Raw genomic sequence first — 20,375 nt, 5'->3', positions numbered from 1 at the left:
GACAAATCTTATTTAATGATTAAACTAATTTATAGAAATTGTCAGATTAAGTCTTAACTATTACATATAAGAATTAACTACCGCCAACAACGGTTACCCTTGTTGTGTGTAGCCTTTACTCCAAAGTAATCATATTTTGCTTTATCATCACATTATTATTCACTCCATTTATACACTTTGAACTTATCCAAAAATTAGGTTTTGATAAACTATCCTTTCTTTTCGCTTTAGCCTTTTTGCTAACTTTTTTGATACGAGTTATAAGTTCTAAATATAGTTTATGAGTTGAAAGGTTATCTGTCGAAATTATGTTTCCACTCTCCAAATATTGAATTTCTTTTGGATAACTAATTTCTAGTCCAATATTGGAATTGTTTTTATGGTCATAGAACATAACACTCAATCTTTCTTTATGATCTACCTGAAGTGAAAAAGGTCCGATATTAATTACTGGTTCGAGTTGAGTTGACCGCTTAAAAGTTCTCATTTCCCCATTTTCATTATGTTCAAACCTCTCGTATTCGATATATTTTGGATTGTCAGTCAAAGATGTGTGAATATTTAATTTCCAATCATCATTTTTCCATTCCTCACCAGAGATAATTTTTTCATAGTATAACTTGTATCGAGAAAAAATGGAAGTCTTGTCTTTTATTTCATAATTCTCATCAACTCTGGTATTCGTAATAACTATGAAGTATTCTAAGCCTTCAAATATCTTTTCAAATTCAATTGGGTGCAATGTGAATTTAAATTTTTTCCATTTTAATCCTCGATAGCTCATTGTTTTTTCAGGTTATGCATAACGTTCAGTGTATAAAATGTAGAGCAGAAAGTGTGCACTATGTTTCGATTGGATACTAAACCAAATATAAAATTTTGTTTTTATCATTTTTTGTAAATGTCAAATTTTATGTTTGATAACTTTGCAACCATTCGATTGATCAATTTGCAGCTATGATCGCATATATAGCGTCGTACAACGTTTTTTAATTATTTTTTTTCTTCAAACCTTTTTCTATAAATTTTAATCAAATATTCTAATCTTAACGAACTAATATTTAATTCGTTAACATAAAATTCCATTTTACCTTTTTTTGTGCTTACAACAAGATATTCCTGTTGGATTGAAGACGAATAATTTGGCTTGACAATCACCTCCATTTTTTTTATTTCGGACCAATTAATAAAAGATCTATTTTTTAGAGTCAATCCTTTGTTGGATAGTCTCAACTGAATTTTAGGTTCTTTTTTTATTTTTTTTACATTTTGATAAACCCCATATACAAACAAAAAGAATAGTAATAATGCTAAATATCTCAATCCATAAAGGTTAAAGTAAACAGAATAAACACAAACAATCATTAAGGTAATCCACAAAATATTTTTGGTTACCAGTTTTGTTCTTGAAAGTTTAATTATTGTTTCATCTGGAGCGTAGCTGTTTCCTTTCATTGATAAAAAGAGAATTGGTTTATGTCGTATAACGTTCCTTGTATGTTGCGTTTGCTTCCCGAAGGGAACATATGCAATATACAAACTGTTGTGTAACGTTTTATAATTGATTTAAAAATCTTATTAAAAAGGCTGTAGGGAAAACTATTAACCCAATATAGAATATATATTTACCTTGTCTTCTGTCTTTATTTGAGTATGAATATACTCTTTGCCCGTTAGGTAACGTTTTTTTAGAAGTCCATAGGAAATATCCAATGATTAAACCTAGCATTCCACCTAATATTGCAAAAAAATAACCCGTGATGATCCAAGGTTTTTGGTTTCCCTCAGGTTTAGCTAATTGCTTTAATCGTTCTTTTTTTAGAGAGTTTAATAATTCCTTGTCAATTGATTTTCCTCTGTCTTTCAGTATTTTTTGAGCAAGCTTATAATCAAACTCATTCCATTCATCTGATTTTAGAAGAATCTCATATAATTCTTCATCTGTGAATTCAAATAGGTAATAATCTTTATCAACTTCGTTAATTAAGTTTTCTGCCTGTGATTCAAGAATTTGCTCTGCTTTTTTGAAGTCAATTTGCTTAATTCGAATCTCAATTTCATTATTCAAGGGATTAGCTCCAAACATAGAATCAACGGATGGAAAATTGTCACCAATAATGGAATCAATTCTATTTTTTGATAATAATTCTTCTAGTTCTTTTGCTTGTTCAAGTGTCTTATATTTTCTAAAGATTGAGTATTCGTTTTCCATTTAGTATATGTTACACAACAATGTTATAAAGGATATATATCCTTTATTTCTTAAATATAAAAGTAACAATATCTAACAAAAAAGTGAGACAATATTGTCTCGCTTATGTAAGTTTTGTCTCATTTATGACCTCGGCAGGGGATTATCAATAACTATAGATAAGAAGTTTTTTTTGTGAATGGGTATTCTAATCGTGAGTGGTAATAGCGAATGTTTTGGGTTAAGATGATTGTTTGTAAACCTGTTTTAAGACGATATATATCGTGTATCACCAGTTGCAAACTGGTGCTGGCATAGTAAAATAAAACGAGCCAATTAGTTATACTCGTTGTTGGCAGTTCGTTTTTATTTTAATTTAAATATAATTTCTTCGATTTCTTTCTCACGAGCATTAGCAAATCCTTTTTCAGTTCCAATTTGAGAAAACCCACAATTCTCTAATACTTTTTTAGAACCTAAATTATCAAAAGCAATACGACCAAAAAGAGGTCTAGTTTTTTCAACTTCAAGAAATTTTTTAAGAGCAGTAGTTGCAATTCCCTTTCCCCAAAATTCTTTTCCAATCCAATACGTGATTTCTGCATTATCCTCCATTTCAAATTTTGCAATACTACCCACTATTTTATTCTTTAATAGTATAGTTCTAACATTAATTTTTTCATCTGATAATAATCTTGTCCATTTTTTGATATAAGCAGCTTTGTCAGATGGATTTTTAGAAGTAAATGCGGCTAAATAATTTGAGTCTTCATCTAGTTGAAATAAAAAAAGAATTTCTAAATCGTCTTGAGTAGTGCACTTTAATTCTATTTCAATATTTTTTTTCATAAGAATGTTTTAAATGACTACCAACAGCAGCCTGATGGTCTAGGGTATGAAACGTAATATAAAAAAGATACTAATTCTTTAGTTTAAAACTTATCAGCTATGTTTTGTAAGCTAAGCTATGTTGGCAATAGTTATTTTTTGAATACTATACTATCTAAAACCCAAAATTTTTCTTTTTCAAATCCTCCTTGATTTTCATTAATCGCTACTATTCCTTTTTCAATATCATAATAAATATCTCCACTATTTGTATATCTAGATTTGAGTACATTATTTAATGTCTTTCCATTAATCGTGATACTTTCTACTTTTTCTGAAGGTAATTTATTGAAAATAGAGTTTTTTGTATCAGTTATAATAGCCATTTGGCTAACATTAGCTCGATAAATATTTATTCCATCAAATTCTTTGATATCTTCAAGGTTGGATGCGTCGATTTCTACTTCTTGTTTGAGAAAAATATTAAATGATAAATTAATTAATGAATCAGGTTTAAGTGAAATAGTTTGCCACTCTATCCCGGCTTTGACTTCTATTTCTTTGTTCGTCGAATCTTTTAGTGTACAATCCTCATTCCAATTCTTTTCAGAAAGAAATATTTTATTAGAAGTATCAAGTTCAAATGTTAAAACATTGCCTATTGAGTCTCTAAATATCAATTCCTTTTGTCCATTTTGATAAGGAAATATCTTTTTGGATTTCTCGGATAAATAAAAATTGTTTAACTCAACATTATCAGGGCATTTTTTAGTACAAGAGAAGTTTATCAATAAGAGAGAACTAATAGAAATAATTATATTATGTGTTTTTTTCATTTCTCAATTATTGCCAACGGTTCGGCTAAGAAATCGTTGTGTTGTGTTGTTGTTAGTTTATAAATATACTTAAATTTTGGTTTTGCAAGTGATTTTACCAAGTGGGGAAATTTGTAAGCAATATTTTTTAGTTTTTGTCGACAGTTGTAGTATTTGTTTTATTTGAGAAATAACCAACTCCCTTCAGAAAATTCTCCTTTTAAATCATTAAAATGAACTTTGCTAATTATAAAAAATCGAATAGAACCTTTCATTTGCGTAGGTGATATTAATATATACACTAACTCATCATTGCTCCACTCTCTAAAAGTATATTCTGTATCAAATAATTTGATGTTTTTATGTTTTGATTGCCCAAGGTCTGTTGTAAGTATGTTACTAATTATCAAACACCACTTTTTTGTTGGTATATTATTGTTTGATCTAGTGTTTAATGCAACAAATTTTCCATTAGGTTCTTCCAAAAAATTAATACTAGGAAAAATAACTTCCTTAAAGTACGCAGTAGAATCTACAGTAGAATGCGATACCATATCATATTCAATAAGCCACTCCTTGGAGTTTTCTTCAGTATGTTCTTTGGTCTTGTCTATTGGGATAGTCCAAACGTATGATTCTATTAAATTAACTGAATGTTTTTTAGAAATGAGTTCTTTTAATTTACCTATATATTCTTTGTTTTTTTTATCTCTTTTAATTTTTGATGACAAGATTTTAATATCCTCCGTTATTTTAATCCTGAGATTTTCATAGTGTTGAAATATTTTTTTTGGAGAGAAATTTAGATCTATACTTTCAAGATTAATACTCTTTTGTGCATTACTCTGCCAACATAAATTAATTAATATTAAAGAAATAAATATTTTCTTCATTTTACTTTTTCGAATATTTAATACGGTAAAAACCAATTAGAATTAGAGATGTAGTTAAAATAATTATAAAGCTTATAATACTAAAGAACCACCAAGGAGTATTAAAGCCGTGAGAATAAGATGTCCCTTCTATTATTCCAGAAATTAAACTAATCAATACTGCAATGATGAATATTGATTTAAAGTATTTTTTAGGATATTTAGAAGCATACTTTTTTTGCATGCCAAATATTACTATAAAAATTAAAGCAAAGAAAGTAATTACTAAAAATATCATTAAAGTTTTTTTATAACTGCCAACGGCTAGTATAAACGGTCGTTTTAATTCAGTTTATATGGTGTTATCTACTTTTTTCTTAATTTCAATTGATAATTCAGAATTGAAAAAGGTACTTAGTTCATTTATCGTATCCGTAAGTTCTGATTTCATATTCGGATCAATATCTAATAATTCATGACTAACATTGAAGTTTTTCAATCCCAACAGAATCATTTTCTCTTCTTTCGATTTTAGATCTATAATTTTTTGATTCAAGTAAATTCTTCCAGGAATCATTTCAGGATCTGGGTTATCTAGAAATACATATTGAGTAAATAGTAAATTGAATTTAGCTTTTTGGGTCGTTTCGCATTCAAAGAAGAGACTTCCTCCATCCGCAGCAGCTGCAAAATTTGTGATCAAAATTCCAGACTGTAATTCTTCAATTTTCATTTCCTTTAAATTATAGATAACATTCAGTGTATAAAATGTAGAACAGAAAGTGTGTATTATGTTTCGGTTGGATACTAAACCAAATATAAAATTTTGCTTTCATCTTTAATATTGAAAAGCAAAATTTTATGTTTGGTAACTTAGCAAATAAGACGAAACCTTTCGAACAAACCTAAGTCGTCCTATGTTTTATACAGTGTTGTAAGTTGTTTTATTCACTAATATATGCTTCTAATTTTGAAAAAGCTTTTTCACGATAAGGTATTAATTGTTTATACTCTTCGCTTTCAAATACACTATTCAATGAATTCATATTAGGAAACTCCATTATTGAAACTAAACTAGGTTTGTGGTTTCCTATTAGAGGTTTTGTTACCTTGAATTTATTAACAGGTTTTGCATCTACTTTTTTGTATAAGGCACCTACTTTTTCAAGATAATGTGATAATTCATCCTTACCATGAGGATCTATCGTTGCTACGATTGTTAAATTTACTTTGCTCATAATTTTTATTAACTATTTTTCTTTATTTTCAAATTCTTTAGCCCAATTCCTAGCCCAAAATTCTAGAGGTTTGAGTAATAAGAATATTTCTTTTCCTTTATCTGTAAGAGAATATCCATCAACAGTTCTTTCTATCAAGAAAGCTTGAGTTAATTCTTTTAATCTTTTGTTTAGAGTTGTAGGTGAAATAGATTCGCACCTATCTTGAAGAGCTCGAAAAGTGCAAGCCCCTTCTTGTAATCTCCAGATAATCCCCATAGACCAACTTCTTCCTAGTAGGTCAAAAAGAGCCATTAAATGATTTCCTGATTTAGAACCTCTTACTGGTTTTCCTGGTATAGGTAATGACATAATACTACTTGCTACATATTTGATAGCAAAGCTACATAAAATGTAGCAATTAATAAACAAAAAATTCAGGTTATTTTATAAATAGATTTTAATAAGCTTATAGTGTGCGGGTTATAGTTTTGTTTTAATTACTTATAGACGTTGTTGTGTATAGTAATTTTACAGTGATTTGTATTTTCCGTCGTCATCTACCAAGTATAATTCTTCTAAAATCCACTTGTTGTCAGATAAAATAAAATAGTATTCATAATCATGAGTAATGAAACTAAACTTTTTATTTACGAACTTGGTTTTTACAATTGCTTTTGTAGCTTCAATTTTTTCAGAGATAACTTGTTCTTGCTCCGGACAATGGCTTGAATCACTTCCGTATGCAAGTCCTTGATATTTTTTTTCAGGATTACAAAATTTTAAAATTAAGTCATCATATGTTTTGCTAATTTTATAACTAGATTTTTCATCATTAGATTCATAAAGATTATAAGCAAAATCATTCCACTCTTTATAATCTTTAATAAATTCTTTAGTTATTTCAGTTGGACTCGTCATTTTATTAATTTTTTCGTTTTGACCAAATGTGTTAGTCACGAGTAATAATATTTTAAAACTGTAAATATTCTCATTTGGTTACTCTTATTATGCATAACGTCTCGTATAACAAACGTAGCTTGCCGAAGGGCAGTTATATTTTGTTATACATTATTATCTCTATTTTTTGTTTTTTATACACCTTACTGAAAAACCACTCTCTTTTAAATTAATTCTTTTTCCTCCTTCAATATGGTATCCTATGGCATTGTAACTATTTTTCTCTGTTGAACTCCAAAAAACAGCATCATAACCTGCTCCAGTAAAATTAGTTTCGGTACTTCTAATTCCGCCTGGTAGAGCAGAAAAACCGCTTTCATTGGTTCCCTTAGGGAATTTCCAACCTTTATCACTTTTCAATTTATTCCAAGTACTCTCATTTGAACCTCCAAGGTGGTTTTCTAGTTCTTCCCATTCGCTTTCATTTGGTATGTGCCAGCCTTCAGGAGCTAAACCTCTTGGATCATTTACAGCATGCCAATTATAGAGTTTTTTATACACAACTTTTGAATCGACAACATCTGTTCCAAAATAACACCAAGCGGGTATCCCTTTTTTGCCAGCTTCCTCCCATTGTTCATGAGAATTTTCATCTATATGTCTTATTTTATCTCCGTTTCTGAACTTAACAACATCTAAATTTTCACTCATCCATATTTGATTTCCAATAGATACCTCTGGAATATCTCCTAATTCAGTATTTATTAATTTATTTGGCAAACCAAAATTTGAATAGAGAAAAATTAGAAAAAGTAAAACTACGGAAGTGTAAATTGTTTTTTTCATTACTATTATTTATTAGAGAAAACAATGTTATAAAGAATATATATCCTTTATTTCTTAAATATAAAAGTAACAATATCTAACAAAAAAGTAAGACAACATTGCCTCACTTATATAAGTTTTGTCTCATTTGTAACCTCGCAGGACGAATATCGAATCCTTTTGATTATAAAATATTGATAGCGAGATAACGATATAGTAAGGTAAGATTTTAGTATTACTGTAAAGAACTCAGAAAGGTAAATGCTGAACCTTTTGAAAGTATTATCAATAAATGACTTTATATTTGAAGCGATAGGCTTCAATTGACTAAAAGGCTTATTTTTTATGCTGACAAATACAGATTATTTCAATAAATGATTATTACTAATTTTACATTTGGGTATTATTATATTCTGGATGGGGATTAGGTATTTCTGTTTTGTCATCTCCTATCATTTCTCTGATATCAATTTCAATACCTCTTGAGATCGTCGTAATGGGTACATCATTACTCATCCCTTCAAAAGGATTTTCAGAAACATCACCAACTCGTTCCATTGTTATAAATATCCAGGAAATAGCAATACTAAATGGTATAGTGAGCCAAATAAAATTTTTGGCTATAAAGAAATAGATCTCATTACCAGACAAAGAATCTATGAGTGAAATCCCTATTTCTTCAAATTCGTGCATTAACCCAAAAGGTAATAGCAGTATAAAAAACCAAACAAAAAAAGAGTTGAGTGTTGCAAACTGTCGTGGATAAGGAAAATTCTTTATCCGTTCAGATTTTCCTTGTAAAGCAAAAAGTTCGCCGATTATATTCTTAAATTCCATGTGTCTAAAATCTTCAATTAAACCATCCATTTTTAACTCTTTAAAATTTTTGGATTGTAAATTTAGACAAGCAGTTTGCTTATTCGTTTTATCTAACACATAGTTCTTTTCTTCATCTGATAAATACCCATCTAGCTCTTCTTCTAATGTATACTTGTATTCTTGAATGTGAATGGATTGCATATGTTCTTTATCAGATGTGTTATTACCAGATGTTTCCCATGGTTTTTTAACTCTTAGCGCATGCCTAAGCGAAGTCATCCATGCTACATGCCTCATTATTATGGTTTTTCGAATTAGAAATAGCTCTTCATCAGTTTTATTGTTTTCTGTAAATTCATTAGTAATGAAGTCGTTTACCATAGTTGCAAAAAGTCGAGATGCATTCACAATACCACCATAAATTTTTCTAGCTTCCCATAATCGTCCATAAGAGGCATTATTTTTAAATCCACTAATAAAAGCGAGTGCTGTACCGACAAGCCCTATAGGACGCCAAGGCAGGTGTAGCCATTTCCAGCCTGCTAATTGGTAAAGAACTACTGGTATAACAGATATTAAAACAAAAATATAGATATAACGCCTTGTCCAAAGTAATACTGTTCTTAGGGAGTACTTGTCTTTTGTATACATATGTTTAATTTGATTGCCACTAATGATTTGTCAATAACACTTCTTCTTTTACGATTACATGTGTATTGATCACATTTGTAAAAACGGATAATCCATAAAATATGGACATCCGTTCTCTTTATTAATAGGTTTCAGCAACTTAATTAATCTTTTTGAATCTCTTGTAAATCAATTAACATGTTTTCCCAGTTTTTCTGGTTGTTATGATCAAATTGAGCTCCATTTTCATCAGCGATGGTAAAACGTTTTACTGCAGGTGTCTTACTGGTTGCTTGATATAACTGGTATGCTTCTTCTCTTAAAGCATCTGCAATCGGCAAATCAATAGAAGCATATACCGCACGTTTACAAGCCTCAATAGATTCTGCCGGAAATTTAGAGATGCGTTCTGCTAATGCATCTACATATGGTCCTATCTCGTCTGCATCTAAAGCTTTGTTAATTGTACCAAATTTTTCAGCTTCATCTGCATCCCAATCTCTAGCTCCTAAAATAATTTCAAGTGCTTTTCCTAATCCTGCTTGTCGAGCCATTCTAGATGCACCACCACCGCATGGCAAAATTCCCATACCTACTTCCATTTGCATAAATTTAGCTTTACCACGAGCTGCAAAACGCATGTCTAAAGCTAAGGCCATTTCGTGTCCACCACCACGTGCAAAACCTTCAATTTTTGCAATTGTGGCTTGAGGCACACTACTTAATCTTTCTAAAACAGCTTGTAGGTCTAATAACTTAATTTCATTTCTTGGCACAGCTTCTTCAGACATGTCTCTTAATAAGTTAGTATCGTAGTGACAAACCCAATACCCATCATTTGATGATTGAAAAACTACTACTTTTACACTTCTATCTCTTTCTAATCGCAAACAAAGGCTGCTTAAATCCGCGAGCATTTCTTGTCCTTGTACATTGACAGGTCCAAAGTTTATTGTTATATAAAGAATGCCTCCTTTTTGTTTTGCAGTGAATGTTTGAAAATTTTTGTAATCCATAATTATATATTTAGATTTTAATTAATGATTCCTTTTGGGAGTGTGTTTTTTAATCTTATCGTTTTCTATGATATAAGTATCAGTTGCTAGTTGCGCATCAATATGTCTATTCCCCCCCTCCAGACGAAATACACAATATTTCCATGGATTTCTTGTGTGATAATTTTAAACTCAAAACCTGCAAAATTTGAAAGAAAGTCTTTATAAAATTTAATATTTCGGCCTGACCAGTATATGTTCTATATGATATCGCAAATGTGGCGTTATTCACATCAATTTCTAATACTTTGGAAAGATCTGGAGTATTGATAGTCTTTATATGACTTTCAAATACTTCCTGAGACTTTTTCATTATAACTTACTACTTGTAAAATTGTAATACGAATTTACCTTAAGGACAAAACTTAACTTTTGTAAGAAAAAAAGAGATTTTAGTAAAAAACAAGGAATCCTATAATTACTCAACGTTTTTTAGGTTTAATTTGTAGTTTCCTGCTGTCACTCCTTTGTAAGAAAAAAATGTTTTATCTAAATGACTACTGTCTGTAAACCCTAATTCTCGTGCAATTTCGGTAATAGTCAAATTAGTATGCTTTAGCCGTGTTTCTGCTAATTTTATTTTATAATTAAGGATGTATTTTTTTAAACCAACATTCATTTTACTTCTAAAATACTGACCTATATAATTTTCTGAAATGTGAAATTGATTTGCTAACTCTTTTTTGGTAAGTTTTTTGGTATCGTGAATGTAATAATGAATATAATTGATGATATCTTGAATTTTAGAATCTAAAACTTTTGAAGAAATAAAGTTGATATTTCTTGTTATAATATGAAGTATAGCATATAACATCGATTTTAAAACTACTTCACTTTTTAAGTGTCCGTCATTGTATTCATTACACAATATATTAAATAAAGATTCTATACTATCTTCTTCTGTTTTGGATTGTAATTGTATGTGTGATGCTCTATTAGCGCCATGTAATATAATTTCTATTTCTTTGAACCAATCTTTTCGTTCTACATAATTCTCATCTTCATGCGAATTCTTAAAAAAACTATTCAAAAATTTTATGGCTGTTATTGTTGTTGGTGTATCGATTTCTAGATTGTACTTATCATTTGGTATTAAAATAAAAATTTGATGATCTGCATATCTTACTCTATGACCATTGATAATTAGCGTTCCTGAACCTTGTTTAATAAAAAGTATTTCAAAAAAACGAATAGGCATATATTTACAAAACGCTAATGCTGTGACTTTGTCAAAATGTTTAATTACAATATTTTTGAATATGGTTCTAGGCACTTTGTCTTATTTAATTAATTTATTTTAACAGTTCCATTCGTTCTTATATAAACTATAACTTCGGCATCAAAACTATTCGAAATACTATGAATAGCTTTGTCTTTGGCATTAAAATAGCTACCTGCATCCAAAGATTTTGTTTCACCTGTTTGTGGTAATGTATAGTTTAAATCTCCCGAAACTATTATCGCATGAAAAATACTTCCATTGCTTTTTATTGTTCCTTTATACCCTTTAGGAAGTTTTACAAAAAGACCTTTAGTCCCTTTTAAATCTTTACTCTCCCATAAGAAACTAATTTCTGCTTTACTTTCAGAATTAATCCAATTGGTTTTGTTAGTATTTAACCAAACTATATTAGATGCATCTATATTAATCGGTTTCTCGCCGTTATCAAATGCCTCGCTTATTGGTTTTACTAAGTATGGACCATGATCTATTTCTACATAAGCAATATTTTCTTCTCCTTTTGCAGAGGTAATATGAACTGCTCCTTCTGGTTGTGTCCAAAAACTACCTGGTGTCATCCACATATTCTCGGCATCTACATCATCATTATGCACCTCCCCTCGAATCACCACAGCTCTGTAAGTCACATTATGAATGTGTGGTGGCGATGAAAATCCATCTACAAATTTTGCTAAAAATCCTGTAGCTACTGTTCCTTTTCTATCTCCCCAAATTGTTCCTGCTTGTGGACTACTATCACCACGAGCAGGGTTCAATTTTTCCCAGTTAATTTCTGAACTTAATACTACTTTATTTGTAAGATTAGGTATTTCAGTCTTATTATCTTTTTCTTTATGGTTCGAACAAGATATTATTAATAAACTAAAACCTAGTATTATATAAGCTGATAGATTCTTCATTTCAATTTATTCATTATTTGTGACTTATTAAAGTAGTAGTTGTTCTCTAACCAATAATTTCTTCAGTCTTGACTATTAATTTAGGAATTAACTTTTTATCATTTTTTTATTCAACAACAGTCAACCAAACTACGATCTTATGGAAATGTTATTAAACACAATGAATTATTTCTAAATTAAATACAACAGAACAATGTTACAGTTACTAAAAAACACCTTATAGAAAGATGATATTCTTTCCAAAGGGTTATAGCATTAAATAAGCTTGTCTTTCTAAAATGGAGCAAAAGTATCTTTGGGTCCGTCTGGCACACTCCAACGTTGACGCGCAGTAATATTTTCTAGTGTATCATCTGTAGCTACTGAATTAACAAAACTACCGTAGCTACTTGCGCCACCTCTTGGTACTTGCATACGGTCGCCATATAGCCACACGACCAAGTTACTACGCTGTCCACTTGTGATTGGATGTGTAGCATGGGGGACACTACCGCGGTGAATTATTGCTTTACCCGGTTCAAAAACAGTTTGTACAGTTTTTTTTGTGGTTTTGTCATGGAAATCAACTTGTGACCCTGTAAATTTTTCATCGGGTAAATTGATATTAATATTCAAAGTCGCAGCTGAAGCGTCGGTGTGCGGTTGCAAATCCTTATCCTTATCAGGGTTGTACTGAATAGAGAAACCAAATGTTTGATTATCATAGCCATAAGTACCTAATAACAAACGAGCAACCGGACGCATATAGCGGTTCATGATATCGTTGTAAAATGCTTGAAAATTAGGCGCAGCAAGGTGACCTTCAGAACGTGGGTCGAGCATAACCCCATAACGATTTAACTGGATACCATATGGTGCACGTCTGGGAATTTGTGAATTTGCTACAGCTTCCAAATAATTACGGAATTCTGCTAAGCGTTCAAGATCAAAAAACTGTGTTGTATAAACCCCTGGAATAATTTCTTCCCATAAATCAGCAACTGCATTTTCTTTTTCTGGGTTCTCCCATGCATCGTCAATTACTTGTCGTAATCTTGGATCAAGTAATGTTTCGTCAGGAATCAGTAGATTATCTTTGTTTTCAATTTCCCATTCTGCCCATGCATCTTCGAGCAATTTTCGATTATTGTTCCAAAATTGCGAAACAGACATTTCGCGTTGTAACGAGGCTTCACGAGAAGGCACAGTGAGTGCACGTGCTTGTGCGAGTGCATTACTATTCATCATTTTTTTCTATTTTTATTACTAAAATTAGTTTGTTTAATTTTTCAATATGGTTCTTGATATCTTAATTATGTAACCACAAATCTCTTTAACTAATAATTTCTTCAGTCTTATCTATTAGTTCAGAAATTAATTTTACATCATAAGCATCAGGATGTGCATTTGCAAATTCTCCTTTAGGGTTTCCTTTATCATTATCAAAATATTTGCCTGTAATCCCATTATATTCTTCGGAAACTGCTAAATCATATAAGATATCACGTCCTTTATCTGCAGAAGACCAATGTTGTCCGTAGGCATTTTTTGCCATTTTTGTATTTAATAAAGAGCCGGGGTTTACTGCAACTACAGAAATATCTTTTAATTGTTTTGCTAAATTAAAGCTCCACATAGTTAGAGCTAGCTTACTCTGAGCATAGGCTTCACTGGCATTATGAATACTCATCCCTGCAAGAGTAGCATCAGAAACATGAGATTGGGCTGCAGAACTTAAATTTACAATACGTGCATTATTTCCTGATTCTAGTAAAGGTAATATTGCTTTTGTAAGTACATATGGTGCTAAGTAATTCACCACGAATCTAATATCAAATCCTTTGAAATTACTAGTCGCCGAGGTTTTAAAAATCCCTGCGTTATTGATCAAAACATCTAATTTAGGAACACTCACTTTAATTTCACGTACCATTTTTGATACTGCATCTAAGTCTGAAAAATCAGCGACAAAACCACTTATGTTTTCATTACCAGACGCTTCTTTTACCTCTAAAATAGCAGTAGCTAGTTTGCTAGAGTTTCTTCCATGTAGATAAATCGTATGCCCAGCTTTTGCTAATTTAATAACGGTAAGTTTACCTATTCCATCTGTACTTCCAGTTACTAATATATTTTTGTTCATGATATTGTTTCTTTTACAATGTCCTTATGGAGATTAGTTAAAATAGATCAAAGGTTTGGCCGCATCACCAAAAGATAGAACGTAAAACAATACATCTTTTTGCCAAAGTGATTTAAATCCTAATTTTTTAATCTATTGTATTCTTTCAATATGATTTTTAATTGTAAGAAGTAGAGTTCTGTACATAGTTCACTACAAGTACAACCACCCAATGCTACAATTTATCGAAAACAAAACCATTATGATATGCTTTGCTAATCGACTCAAATTTTTCCATTCTTTTATTTATACTTTTTCAAAAATACTTTACAAGTCGGGTGTTCGATAGGTATAATACAATGTAGTTTTAGTAAAAAACAAGGATTTTAATATACTTATTTTTCTACATAATACCAGGAATCTTTGTTTTGTACTTTACAAAACCTATCTAAAAGCTACCCCTTTAACCAAAGGTTTAAATCTAAAGACATAAAAGGGCTTGGTAGACATGTCATTACCACTATTAAAGGCAGCTCCTTTATTTACTTGTGCTGCAGAAACATACATATAACCATCAACGTCATTATAACTTACACCATCTGGCCATACCAAATTATCGTCTTGTATCATGGTTTTCATGCTTAGGTCTTTTGCTAAAACTACTGCCACACTATTTGTTTCTATCGCAGTAAGATATAAGTTTCCATCTATATCAATACTCATACCACCATTATTTGGTTTGTCTGAGTAAGTTTCAATTTTACTATCTAATTGGTTTTCTGTTAAATCTTCATTTATTAAATCTACTGTTCTGATACGATAAATTTTTGTTCCATTTAATGGTCCATAATAAATCCATTCAAAATCTTTATCAGCTGTAATACCATCGTTACCAACCAATAAATCTTTTCCTTTAACTGCTAAATGTTTACCATTAATAATCGTTGGAGCATTTTCTGGCAATGTAGTACGTGTACCTTCTAATAAGCGACGTGTTTTTCCTGTTTTCATATCTACGACAATAAAAGCGGCTTTACTTCCATCTCCTCCATTACCAATACCTTCGTCAGCAATAATAAAATAACCGTTCTTGGTATCTACAACCATATCATTAGGTTGCGATTCTTTGGGCATTGCAGATACTGGTAAGTAATAAATACGTTCTAAACTATTCGTTTTTGTATTCCAGCCAACAATTTTTGGTGTCACATCATTGCGTTGTGCCATATCTAACATCCAAACAACCCCATTTTTATCATTTCTAATACCTAGTATATTACTTAAATAATTATCGTCGGTTTCTCTAGGGGTATTCCATTCTTTATTAGGAAATGGTTGATGTGTTTTGGTAGTCCTATCATAAATCATCACCCTATTTCCCGGTTCAAAAAAAGGATGATGGCTGTATACTAGATCGCCTTTGAGCGTAAATGTAATATTCCCAACAGCTTGGTCTGTGGTCATAAAAACTTCTCCTTTTTTTTGTGCATTACAATTCATTATTATAAAACTTAGATAAAATAAGGTGATTAACTGTTTCATTATTTACACTTAAATTTTCATATTAAAATTATGTATTTCATGATTTGAAGGTTAATTTAATCCCTTCTATAATCATTTCTGTACCGATGATGGCCAAAATGAGCCCCATTAACTTACCAATAACAGCTATTAAATTCTTTCCAACTTTTTCTACAATAATATCACTTAAAATAAATGCTATGTAGGTTAAAAGAATCATCAAACCAAAAACAAGTATTACAATGCCTACATGTGTGTACGTTGCATTTGTGGTATAGTTCATAGCCGTTACAATAGTTCCTGGCCCTGCCAATATGGGAATTGCTAAGGGCGAAATAGCAATTCCACTTTTAGATTCGTGAGTCTCGTTGTTATGAATTTTTGATTTTTTAGACATCAACATTTCAAAGCCTACATAAAAAATCAAAATACCGCCTGTAATCTTAAACGCAGGTATTGTTATTCCAAAAAGCTCAAAAATGTATTTCCCTAAGAGCGTAAAAGCTACTACAATGATAAAAGCTATAATTGAGGCTGTTCTAGCTATTTGTTTTGTACTTTTTTTATCTCCTTCTACTAAACCTAAGAAAATAGGGGTGTTGGCTATTGGATTCATAATAGCGAAAAAACCCATAAAAACAGTCATTGTATAACTGATCAAATCGCTCATGTGTTCTATAAATTTATAGTCCTGAATGTTAAATTGATTCGCGGCTCTTTTACTTTTTTGGTAGGTGGCAATCTATGTACCCAATGGATTTGCGTACTACCTCTCATAACTAATAAATCTCCCCCTCTTAAATTAAATTCAACTTTTTCTTTTGTTTTTTTGTGTTTGAAAACAAATTTTCGTGTTGCTCCAAAAGTGAGAGAAGCTACCGCTCCCTTTTCGCTATCACTATGCCACCCGACACCTTCTTCTCCTGTATGATATAAATTTAAGAGGCAGGCATTAAATGTTTCATTGGTTATATCTTCTATCTTAACTTTTAATTCTAGAAGCTCATTTATCCATGGATGACCTATCTTTTTTGTGCTTGAATAGTTCAACTCAAAAGGTCGATCACCATACCAAGCTATTTTTCTATCTGTTATAATGTGTTTACCTGCGATATAAAGTGTATCATTAACCCATTGTATATTTTCTAAGAATTTTTTTAAATAAACGTTTGCTTCTTCGTTGGGTATGATGCTTCCATAATAATTTACAATTCCATCTTTGGGAAGGTAGTTTTTGTTTGGATTATTAAGTTCGCTAAATAAATCCATATAAGTTTCCTAAATTTTATTTATAAATATTGATTTGCTAACGATACTATTAAGTTTTTACTTTTTGGTAGTTTGATTTACAAACCAGTATACTACTAACTTCGATAACACTTTTAACATTAAAGCTATTTAAAACTCAATAACGGTTTTACCTATAGATCTACCCGACTCTTGTAATTCATGAGCTTTTTTAAGGTTTTCTACGGTAAAGCCTTTTAATGTAGTAGTTAAGGTTGATTTTATAATGCCCTTATCCAATAATTCTGAAAGGTGATTTAAAATATCGTGTTGTCTTTCTATATCATCGGTGGTATACATTGAACGCGTATACATTAATTCCCAAGAAAAGGTAACACTCTTATTTTTCATAATAGATAAATTAAGCGGTGTACCACTCCCAGTTATAGAAACAATATGTCCTTGTGGTTTAATTATTTTTTGAATAGTCTCCCAATACGCATCCAGATTTACATAATCTAAAATGTAATTAACTTCTGGATGACCGATTTTTTTTAATTCTTCGACAATATCGTTATGATGATTAATCACAAAATCTGCTCCCATACCTTTACACCATTGTATAGAATCTTCTCTAGATGCTGTTGTGATTACGGTAAGATTTGCTACTTTCTTAGCCAATTGAGTAGCAATAGAACCAACACCTCCTGCTCCTGCTAAAATTAATATGGTTTTTCCTTTGTCTTTGACTGGATCTATTTTTATACGGTCAAAAATTGATTCGTAAGCTGTCAAACCTGTTAAAGGGATCGCTGCGGCTTCTGCAATCGATAAATTTTTAGGTTTGAAACCTACAATGCGTTCATCTACTAATTGATATGTTGAATTACTACCACTTCTGTTAATATCTCCTGCATAAAACACTGTTTCACCTATTTTAAATTTTGAAGCTTTATCTCCTATTGCTTCTACAACTCCTACAGCATCCCAACCAATTATTTTTGGAGTAGCTAACACCTTATCTTTAGCAACGCTCTGACGTACTTTGAAATCTACTGGATTCACAGAGTTTGCCTGAACTTTTACTAGAATATCGAAACCGGTAGGAGATGGTTTTTCAGTTTCAAACTCTATAAAACTTTTTGTTTCTGTTATAGGTAATGATTCTTTAAATCCTATAGCTTTCATAGTATGATGGAATTTTATTTTGTTCTGTTTAAATTATTAGTTAACCATTCTTTGGTGACTTCGTCTATATTTTCTCCTTCTCTACTTACTTTATAGTCTAAGGTTGCAATAACATCATTGCCAAATCTCAAACCATCAAGTACCTCCAATTGTTCTGAAGTAAAAAGCTGTTTTCTATCATCTCTAATCACCAATACAGCTTTATCCACAACCCCCAACAACCCTTTTGGATCTTTCAATTCTCTAATGTTGTACTTATGATGTAAAAACTGAGGTTTCCATAAAGGAATTACCAACCATTCTTTCTTCGCTACAGCTTCTTCAAAAGTTTTGAAGCAATCTTCTTCTGTTCCAGTATGGAATGAATATCCCGCTGTTCCAAGGTTATAATCATAAATCATTTTGGCAGAAAACCGACTAATACCAGCACCAGGATTTATCCCTTGTATACGTTTTATCATCTTCTCTAAAACAGTTGGTTTTAGCAAATCTGATACTTCTGTAACATCATTTGTTGGCACATAATCCGGAACTCCCCACAAAGCATAGGGTTCGTAATGTAATCCTAAATCGGTTAAAGGAACTGTTTTTTCAACTTCTGTCCTATATCCACCATGACTAGATGGTAACCAGGCAGAAGTTAACATGTCTATTTTACCTACTTTAAGGTTTTCAAAATTCTTTTCATGATGTTCATAGATTCTTTCTATCCTAAACCCCATATCAGTTAATACATTAGTAACTAAGGATGCTGCAATACGGTGAAATGATAAGTCGGTTACACCAATAACAATATTTTGATTTGACATTTATTTATATAAAAGTTTTAGTCGAGAGGGTAATTTTCTATTTAAAGAGCTTCTTTTTATAGTTAAGAAGCCCTTTAAATCATAACCATATTATCAATTCACTAATTGGGTTCTTATCACTAAGTAAGGTCCTGTACTAATATCTTTACCTTTATTCAAAGCCGCTGTTCTATTTAATTGATCTACTGTTCCATAAACATACCCGTCGTTGGATACATATAATCCGTCTGGCCATGATTGTCCTTCTGGTAAAGTAGCCAAAGTTCTAAACCCATCTTTTTTATTGAACACTCCTATCTCAGCTTTTTCAACATTCGTTATATAAACATTCTCATTACTATCAACCGCTATTCCGTCACAAAATGATTTTACTCCAAATTTTTCAATATCATTTGTAAGTGACTCTTCATTATCAAAACTAGCTGCCGGAACTCTATATAGAGTTCTTCCATTTAATGCTCCAAAGTATACATATTCAAAATTAGGATCAATTGCAATTGGATTTAAACCAAAACCACCTTCTACTTCTGGCATCATTGATGGGTGGCTCTTTGCCATTCTTCTAGCTTCACCGCTTTCTGTATTGATAACAATAAATGCAGGAATAGGAGCACTTTTCAAATCTCCTTGTGTCATATCTGCTATAATTACTCTGTCATGTTTTTCATCAATAATAAAGTCTTGTAAAAAACTTGTAGATACCACTACGTTATCAGGGATAACAATTTTTTTAACTAATTTTTCTGTGTTGGTATCCCAAACAATAAACTGTTTAGCAGCCATATCCAGTAACCATAAATTACCTTTACTATCTGCTCTAATACCGATAACACCTTTAAAACCAGAATTTTCTCCCGTAGCATATTTTGCATTTGGATATGCTACTGCCGAATTTTTACTATCTGCATTTAATTCAAAAACTTTTGTTTTTGGGGAGACTAATGGGTTCATACTAACAAATAATCTTCCATCTAATGTTAAAGCTAGATTGCCAGGTCTCACATCTTGACTAGAAAATACCGTTTCAACTACATCTACAGTCTTTGTTTCCTCAACTAGCTCAGCTTTTGGATTAGGTTTTTCAGTATTTTTTTCTTTACTCTTACAACTAAGAAGAGAAATTAAAAGAACTAACATTGAAAGAACATAACTAATAATTGATTTTTTCATTCCCATTTTTTTAGACATTAATGTTTACCTCATACAAATGTATTATCTAAAAAATCCGTTTTTGA

At 31.0% G+C, this 20,375-nt stretch carries 22 protein-coding genes; all 22 read right to left on the bottom strand.

Annotated features, from left to right (window positions below; translation table 11 throughout):
* Positions 1-115: 115 nt before the first annotated feature.
* Complete coding sequence (locus tag FHK87_RS20425; RefSeq protein WP_140596061.1) at positions 116-784, bottom strand: hypothetical protein; 669 nt, start codon at positions 782-784, stop codon at positions 116-118.
* A 771-nt stretch (positions 785-1,555) separates the two neighbouring features.
* The gene (locus FHK87_RS20420; RefSeq protein WP_140596059.1) at positions 1,556-2,212 is read right to left on the bottom strand and encodes a hypothetical protein; all 657 of its coding nucleotides are present in this window, start codon (positions 2,210-2,212) and stop codon (positions 1,556-1,558) included.
* Positions 2,213-2,557: 345 nt separating this feature from the next.
* The gene (locus tag FHK87_RS20415) at positions 2,558-3,040 is read right to left on the bottom strand and encodes a GNAT family N-acetyltransferase (protein WP_140596057.1); all 483 of its coding nucleotides are present in this window, start codon (positions 3,038-3,040) and stop codon (positions 2,558-2,560) included.
* 131 nt (positions 3,041-3,171) lie between these two features.
* The gene (locus tag FHK87_RS20410) at positions 3,172-3,855 is read right to left on the bottom strand and encodes a hypothetical protein (RefSeq protein WP_140596055.1); all 684 of its coding nucleotides are present in this window, start codon (positions 3,853-3,855) and stop codon (positions 3,172-3,174) included.
* Positions 3,856-4,013: 158 nt separating this feature from the next.
* Entirely contained in the window at positions 4,014-4,727 is a 714-nt protein-coding gene (locus tag FHK87_RS20405; protein WP_140596053.1) for a hypothetical protein, read from the bottom strand.
* A gap of 331 nt (positions 4,728-5,058) precedes the next feature.
* Entirely contained in the window at positions 5,059-5,439 is a 381-nt protein-coding gene (locus FHK87_RS20400) for a hypothetical protein (protein ID WP_140596051.1), read from the bottom strand.
* A 211-nt stretch (positions 5,440-5,650) separates the two neighbouring features.
* Entirely contained in the window at positions 5,651-5,944 is a 294-nt protein-coding gene (locus FHK87_RS20395) for a DUF1330 domain-containing protein (RefSeq protein WP_140596049.1), read from the bottom strand.
* Positions 5,945-5,956: 12 nt separating this feature from the next.
* On the bottom strand, positions 5,957-6,295 hold the full coding sequence (locus tag FHK87_RS20390) for a winged helix-turn-helix transcriptional regulator (RefSeq protein WP_140596047.1): 339 nt from the start codon (positions 6,293-6,295) through the stop codon (positions 5,957-5,959).
* A 159-nt stretch (positions 6,296-6,454) separates the two neighbouring features.
* Positions 6,455-6,883, bottom strand: coding sequence for an NTF2 fold immunity protein (locus tag FHK87_RS20385; RefSeq protein ID WP_140596045.1), 429 nt, complete (start codon positions 6,881-6,883; stop codon positions 6,455-6,457).
* A gap of 120 nt (positions 6,884-7,003) precedes the next feature.
* Positions 7,004-7,603: a fibrobacter succinogenes major paralogous domain-containing protein gene (locus tag FHK87_RS20380; RefSeq protein ID WP_226294342.1), complete on the bottom strand. Its 600-nt coding sequence runs from the start codon at positions 7,601-7,603 to the stop codon at positions 7,004-7,006.
* 435 nt (positions 7,604-8,038) lie between these two features.
* A complete protein-coding gene (locus FHK87_RS20375; RefSeq protein ID WP_140596042.1) occupies positions 8,039-9,118 on the bottom strand; it encodes a bestrophin family protein in 1,080 nt (359 codons plus the stop codon).
* Positions 9,119-9,261: 143 nt separating this feature from the next.
* A complete protein-coding gene (locus FHK87_RS20370; protein ID WP_140596040.1) occupies positions 9,262-10,113 on the bottom strand; it encodes an enoyl-CoA hydratase/isomerase family protein in 852 nt (283 codons plus the stop codon).
* Positions 10,114-10,570: 457 nt separating this feature from the next.
* Positions 10,571-11,425: an AraC family transcriptional regulator gene (locus tag FHK87_RS20365; protein ID WP_140596038.1), complete on the bottom strand. Its 855-nt coding sequence runs from the start codon at positions 11,423-11,425 to the stop codon at positions 10,571-10,573.
* 14 nt (positions 11,426-11,439) lie between these two features.
* Entirely contained in the window at positions 11,440-12,294 is an 855-nt protein-coding gene (locus tag FHK87_RS20360; RefSeq protein WP_140596036.1) for a DUF4437 domain-containing protein, read from the bottom strand.
* A 273-nt stretch (positions 12,295-12,567) separates the two neighbouring features.
* Positions 12,568-13,521, bottom strand: a complete 954-nt coding sequence (locus FHK87_RS20355) for a 2OG-Fe(II) oxygenase (protein ID WP_226294341.1) — start codon at positions 13,519-13,521, stop codon at positions 12,568-12,570.
* Positions 13,522-13,606: 85 nt separating this feature from the next.
* Complete coding sequence (locus FHK87_RS20350) at positions 13,607-14,416, bottom strand: SDR family NAD(P)-dependent oxidoreductase (RefSeq protein ID WP_140596034.1); 810 nt, start codon at positions 14,414-14,416, stop codon at positions 13,607-13,609.
* A gap of 423 nt (positions 14,417-14,839) precedes the next feature.
* The gene (locus FHK87_RS20345) at positions 14,840-15,937 is read right to left on the bottom strand and encodes an L-dopachrome tautomerase-related protein (RefSeq protein ID WP_140596032.1); all 1,098 of its coding nucleotides are present in this window, start codon (positions 15,935-15,937) and stop codon (positions 14,840-14,842) included.
* A gap of 37 nt (positions 15,938-15,974) precedes the next feature.
* Positions 15,975-16,586 (bottom strand): MarC family protein, encoded by a 612-nt coding sequence (locus FHK87_RS20340; RefSeq protein WP_140596030.1) that lies wholly within the window; start codon positions 16,584-16,586, stop codon positions 15,975-15,977.
* A 5-nt stretch (positions 16,587-16,591) separates the two neighbouring features.
* Positions 16,592-17,185, bottom strand: a complete 594-nt coding sequence (locus FHK87_RS20335) for an alpha-ketoglutarate-dependent dioxygenase AlkB family protein (RefSeq protein WP_140596027.1) — start codon at positions 17,183-17,185, stop codon at positions 16,592-16,594.
* Positions 17,186-17,314: 129 nt separating this feature from the next.
* The gene (locus FHK87_RS20330; RefSeq protein ID WP_140596024.1) at positions 17,315-18,331 is read right to left on the bottom strand and encodes a zinc-binding alcohol dehydrogenase family protein; all 1,017 of its coding nucleotides are present in this window, start codon (positions 18,329-18,331) and stop codon (positions 17,315-17,317) included.
* 14 nt (positions 18,332-18,345) lie between these two features.
* Entirely contained in the window at positions 18,346-19,140 is a 795-nt protein-coding gene (locus FHK87_RS20325; RefSeq protein WP_140596021.1) for a glycine betaine ABC transporter substrate-binding protein, read from the bottom strand.
* Positions 19,141-19,233: 93 nt separating this feature from the next.
* Entirely contained in the window at positions 19,234-20,310 is a 1,077-nt protein-coding gene (locus tag FHK87_RS20320) for a major royal jelly family protein (protein WP_226294340.1), read from the bottom strand.
* Between the last annotated feature and the right edge of the window lie 65 nt (positions 20,311-20,375).

This window comes from Aquimarina algicola, from assembly GCF_006443095.1.
GTDB classification, from domain to species: Bacteria; Bacteroidota; Bacteroidia; order Flavobacteriales; family Flavobacteriaceae; genus Aquimarina; species Aquimarina algicola.
The sequence above is the reverse complement of the archived record's forward strand: the minus strand, read 5'-3'. Positions and strand labels throughout refer to the sequence as shown.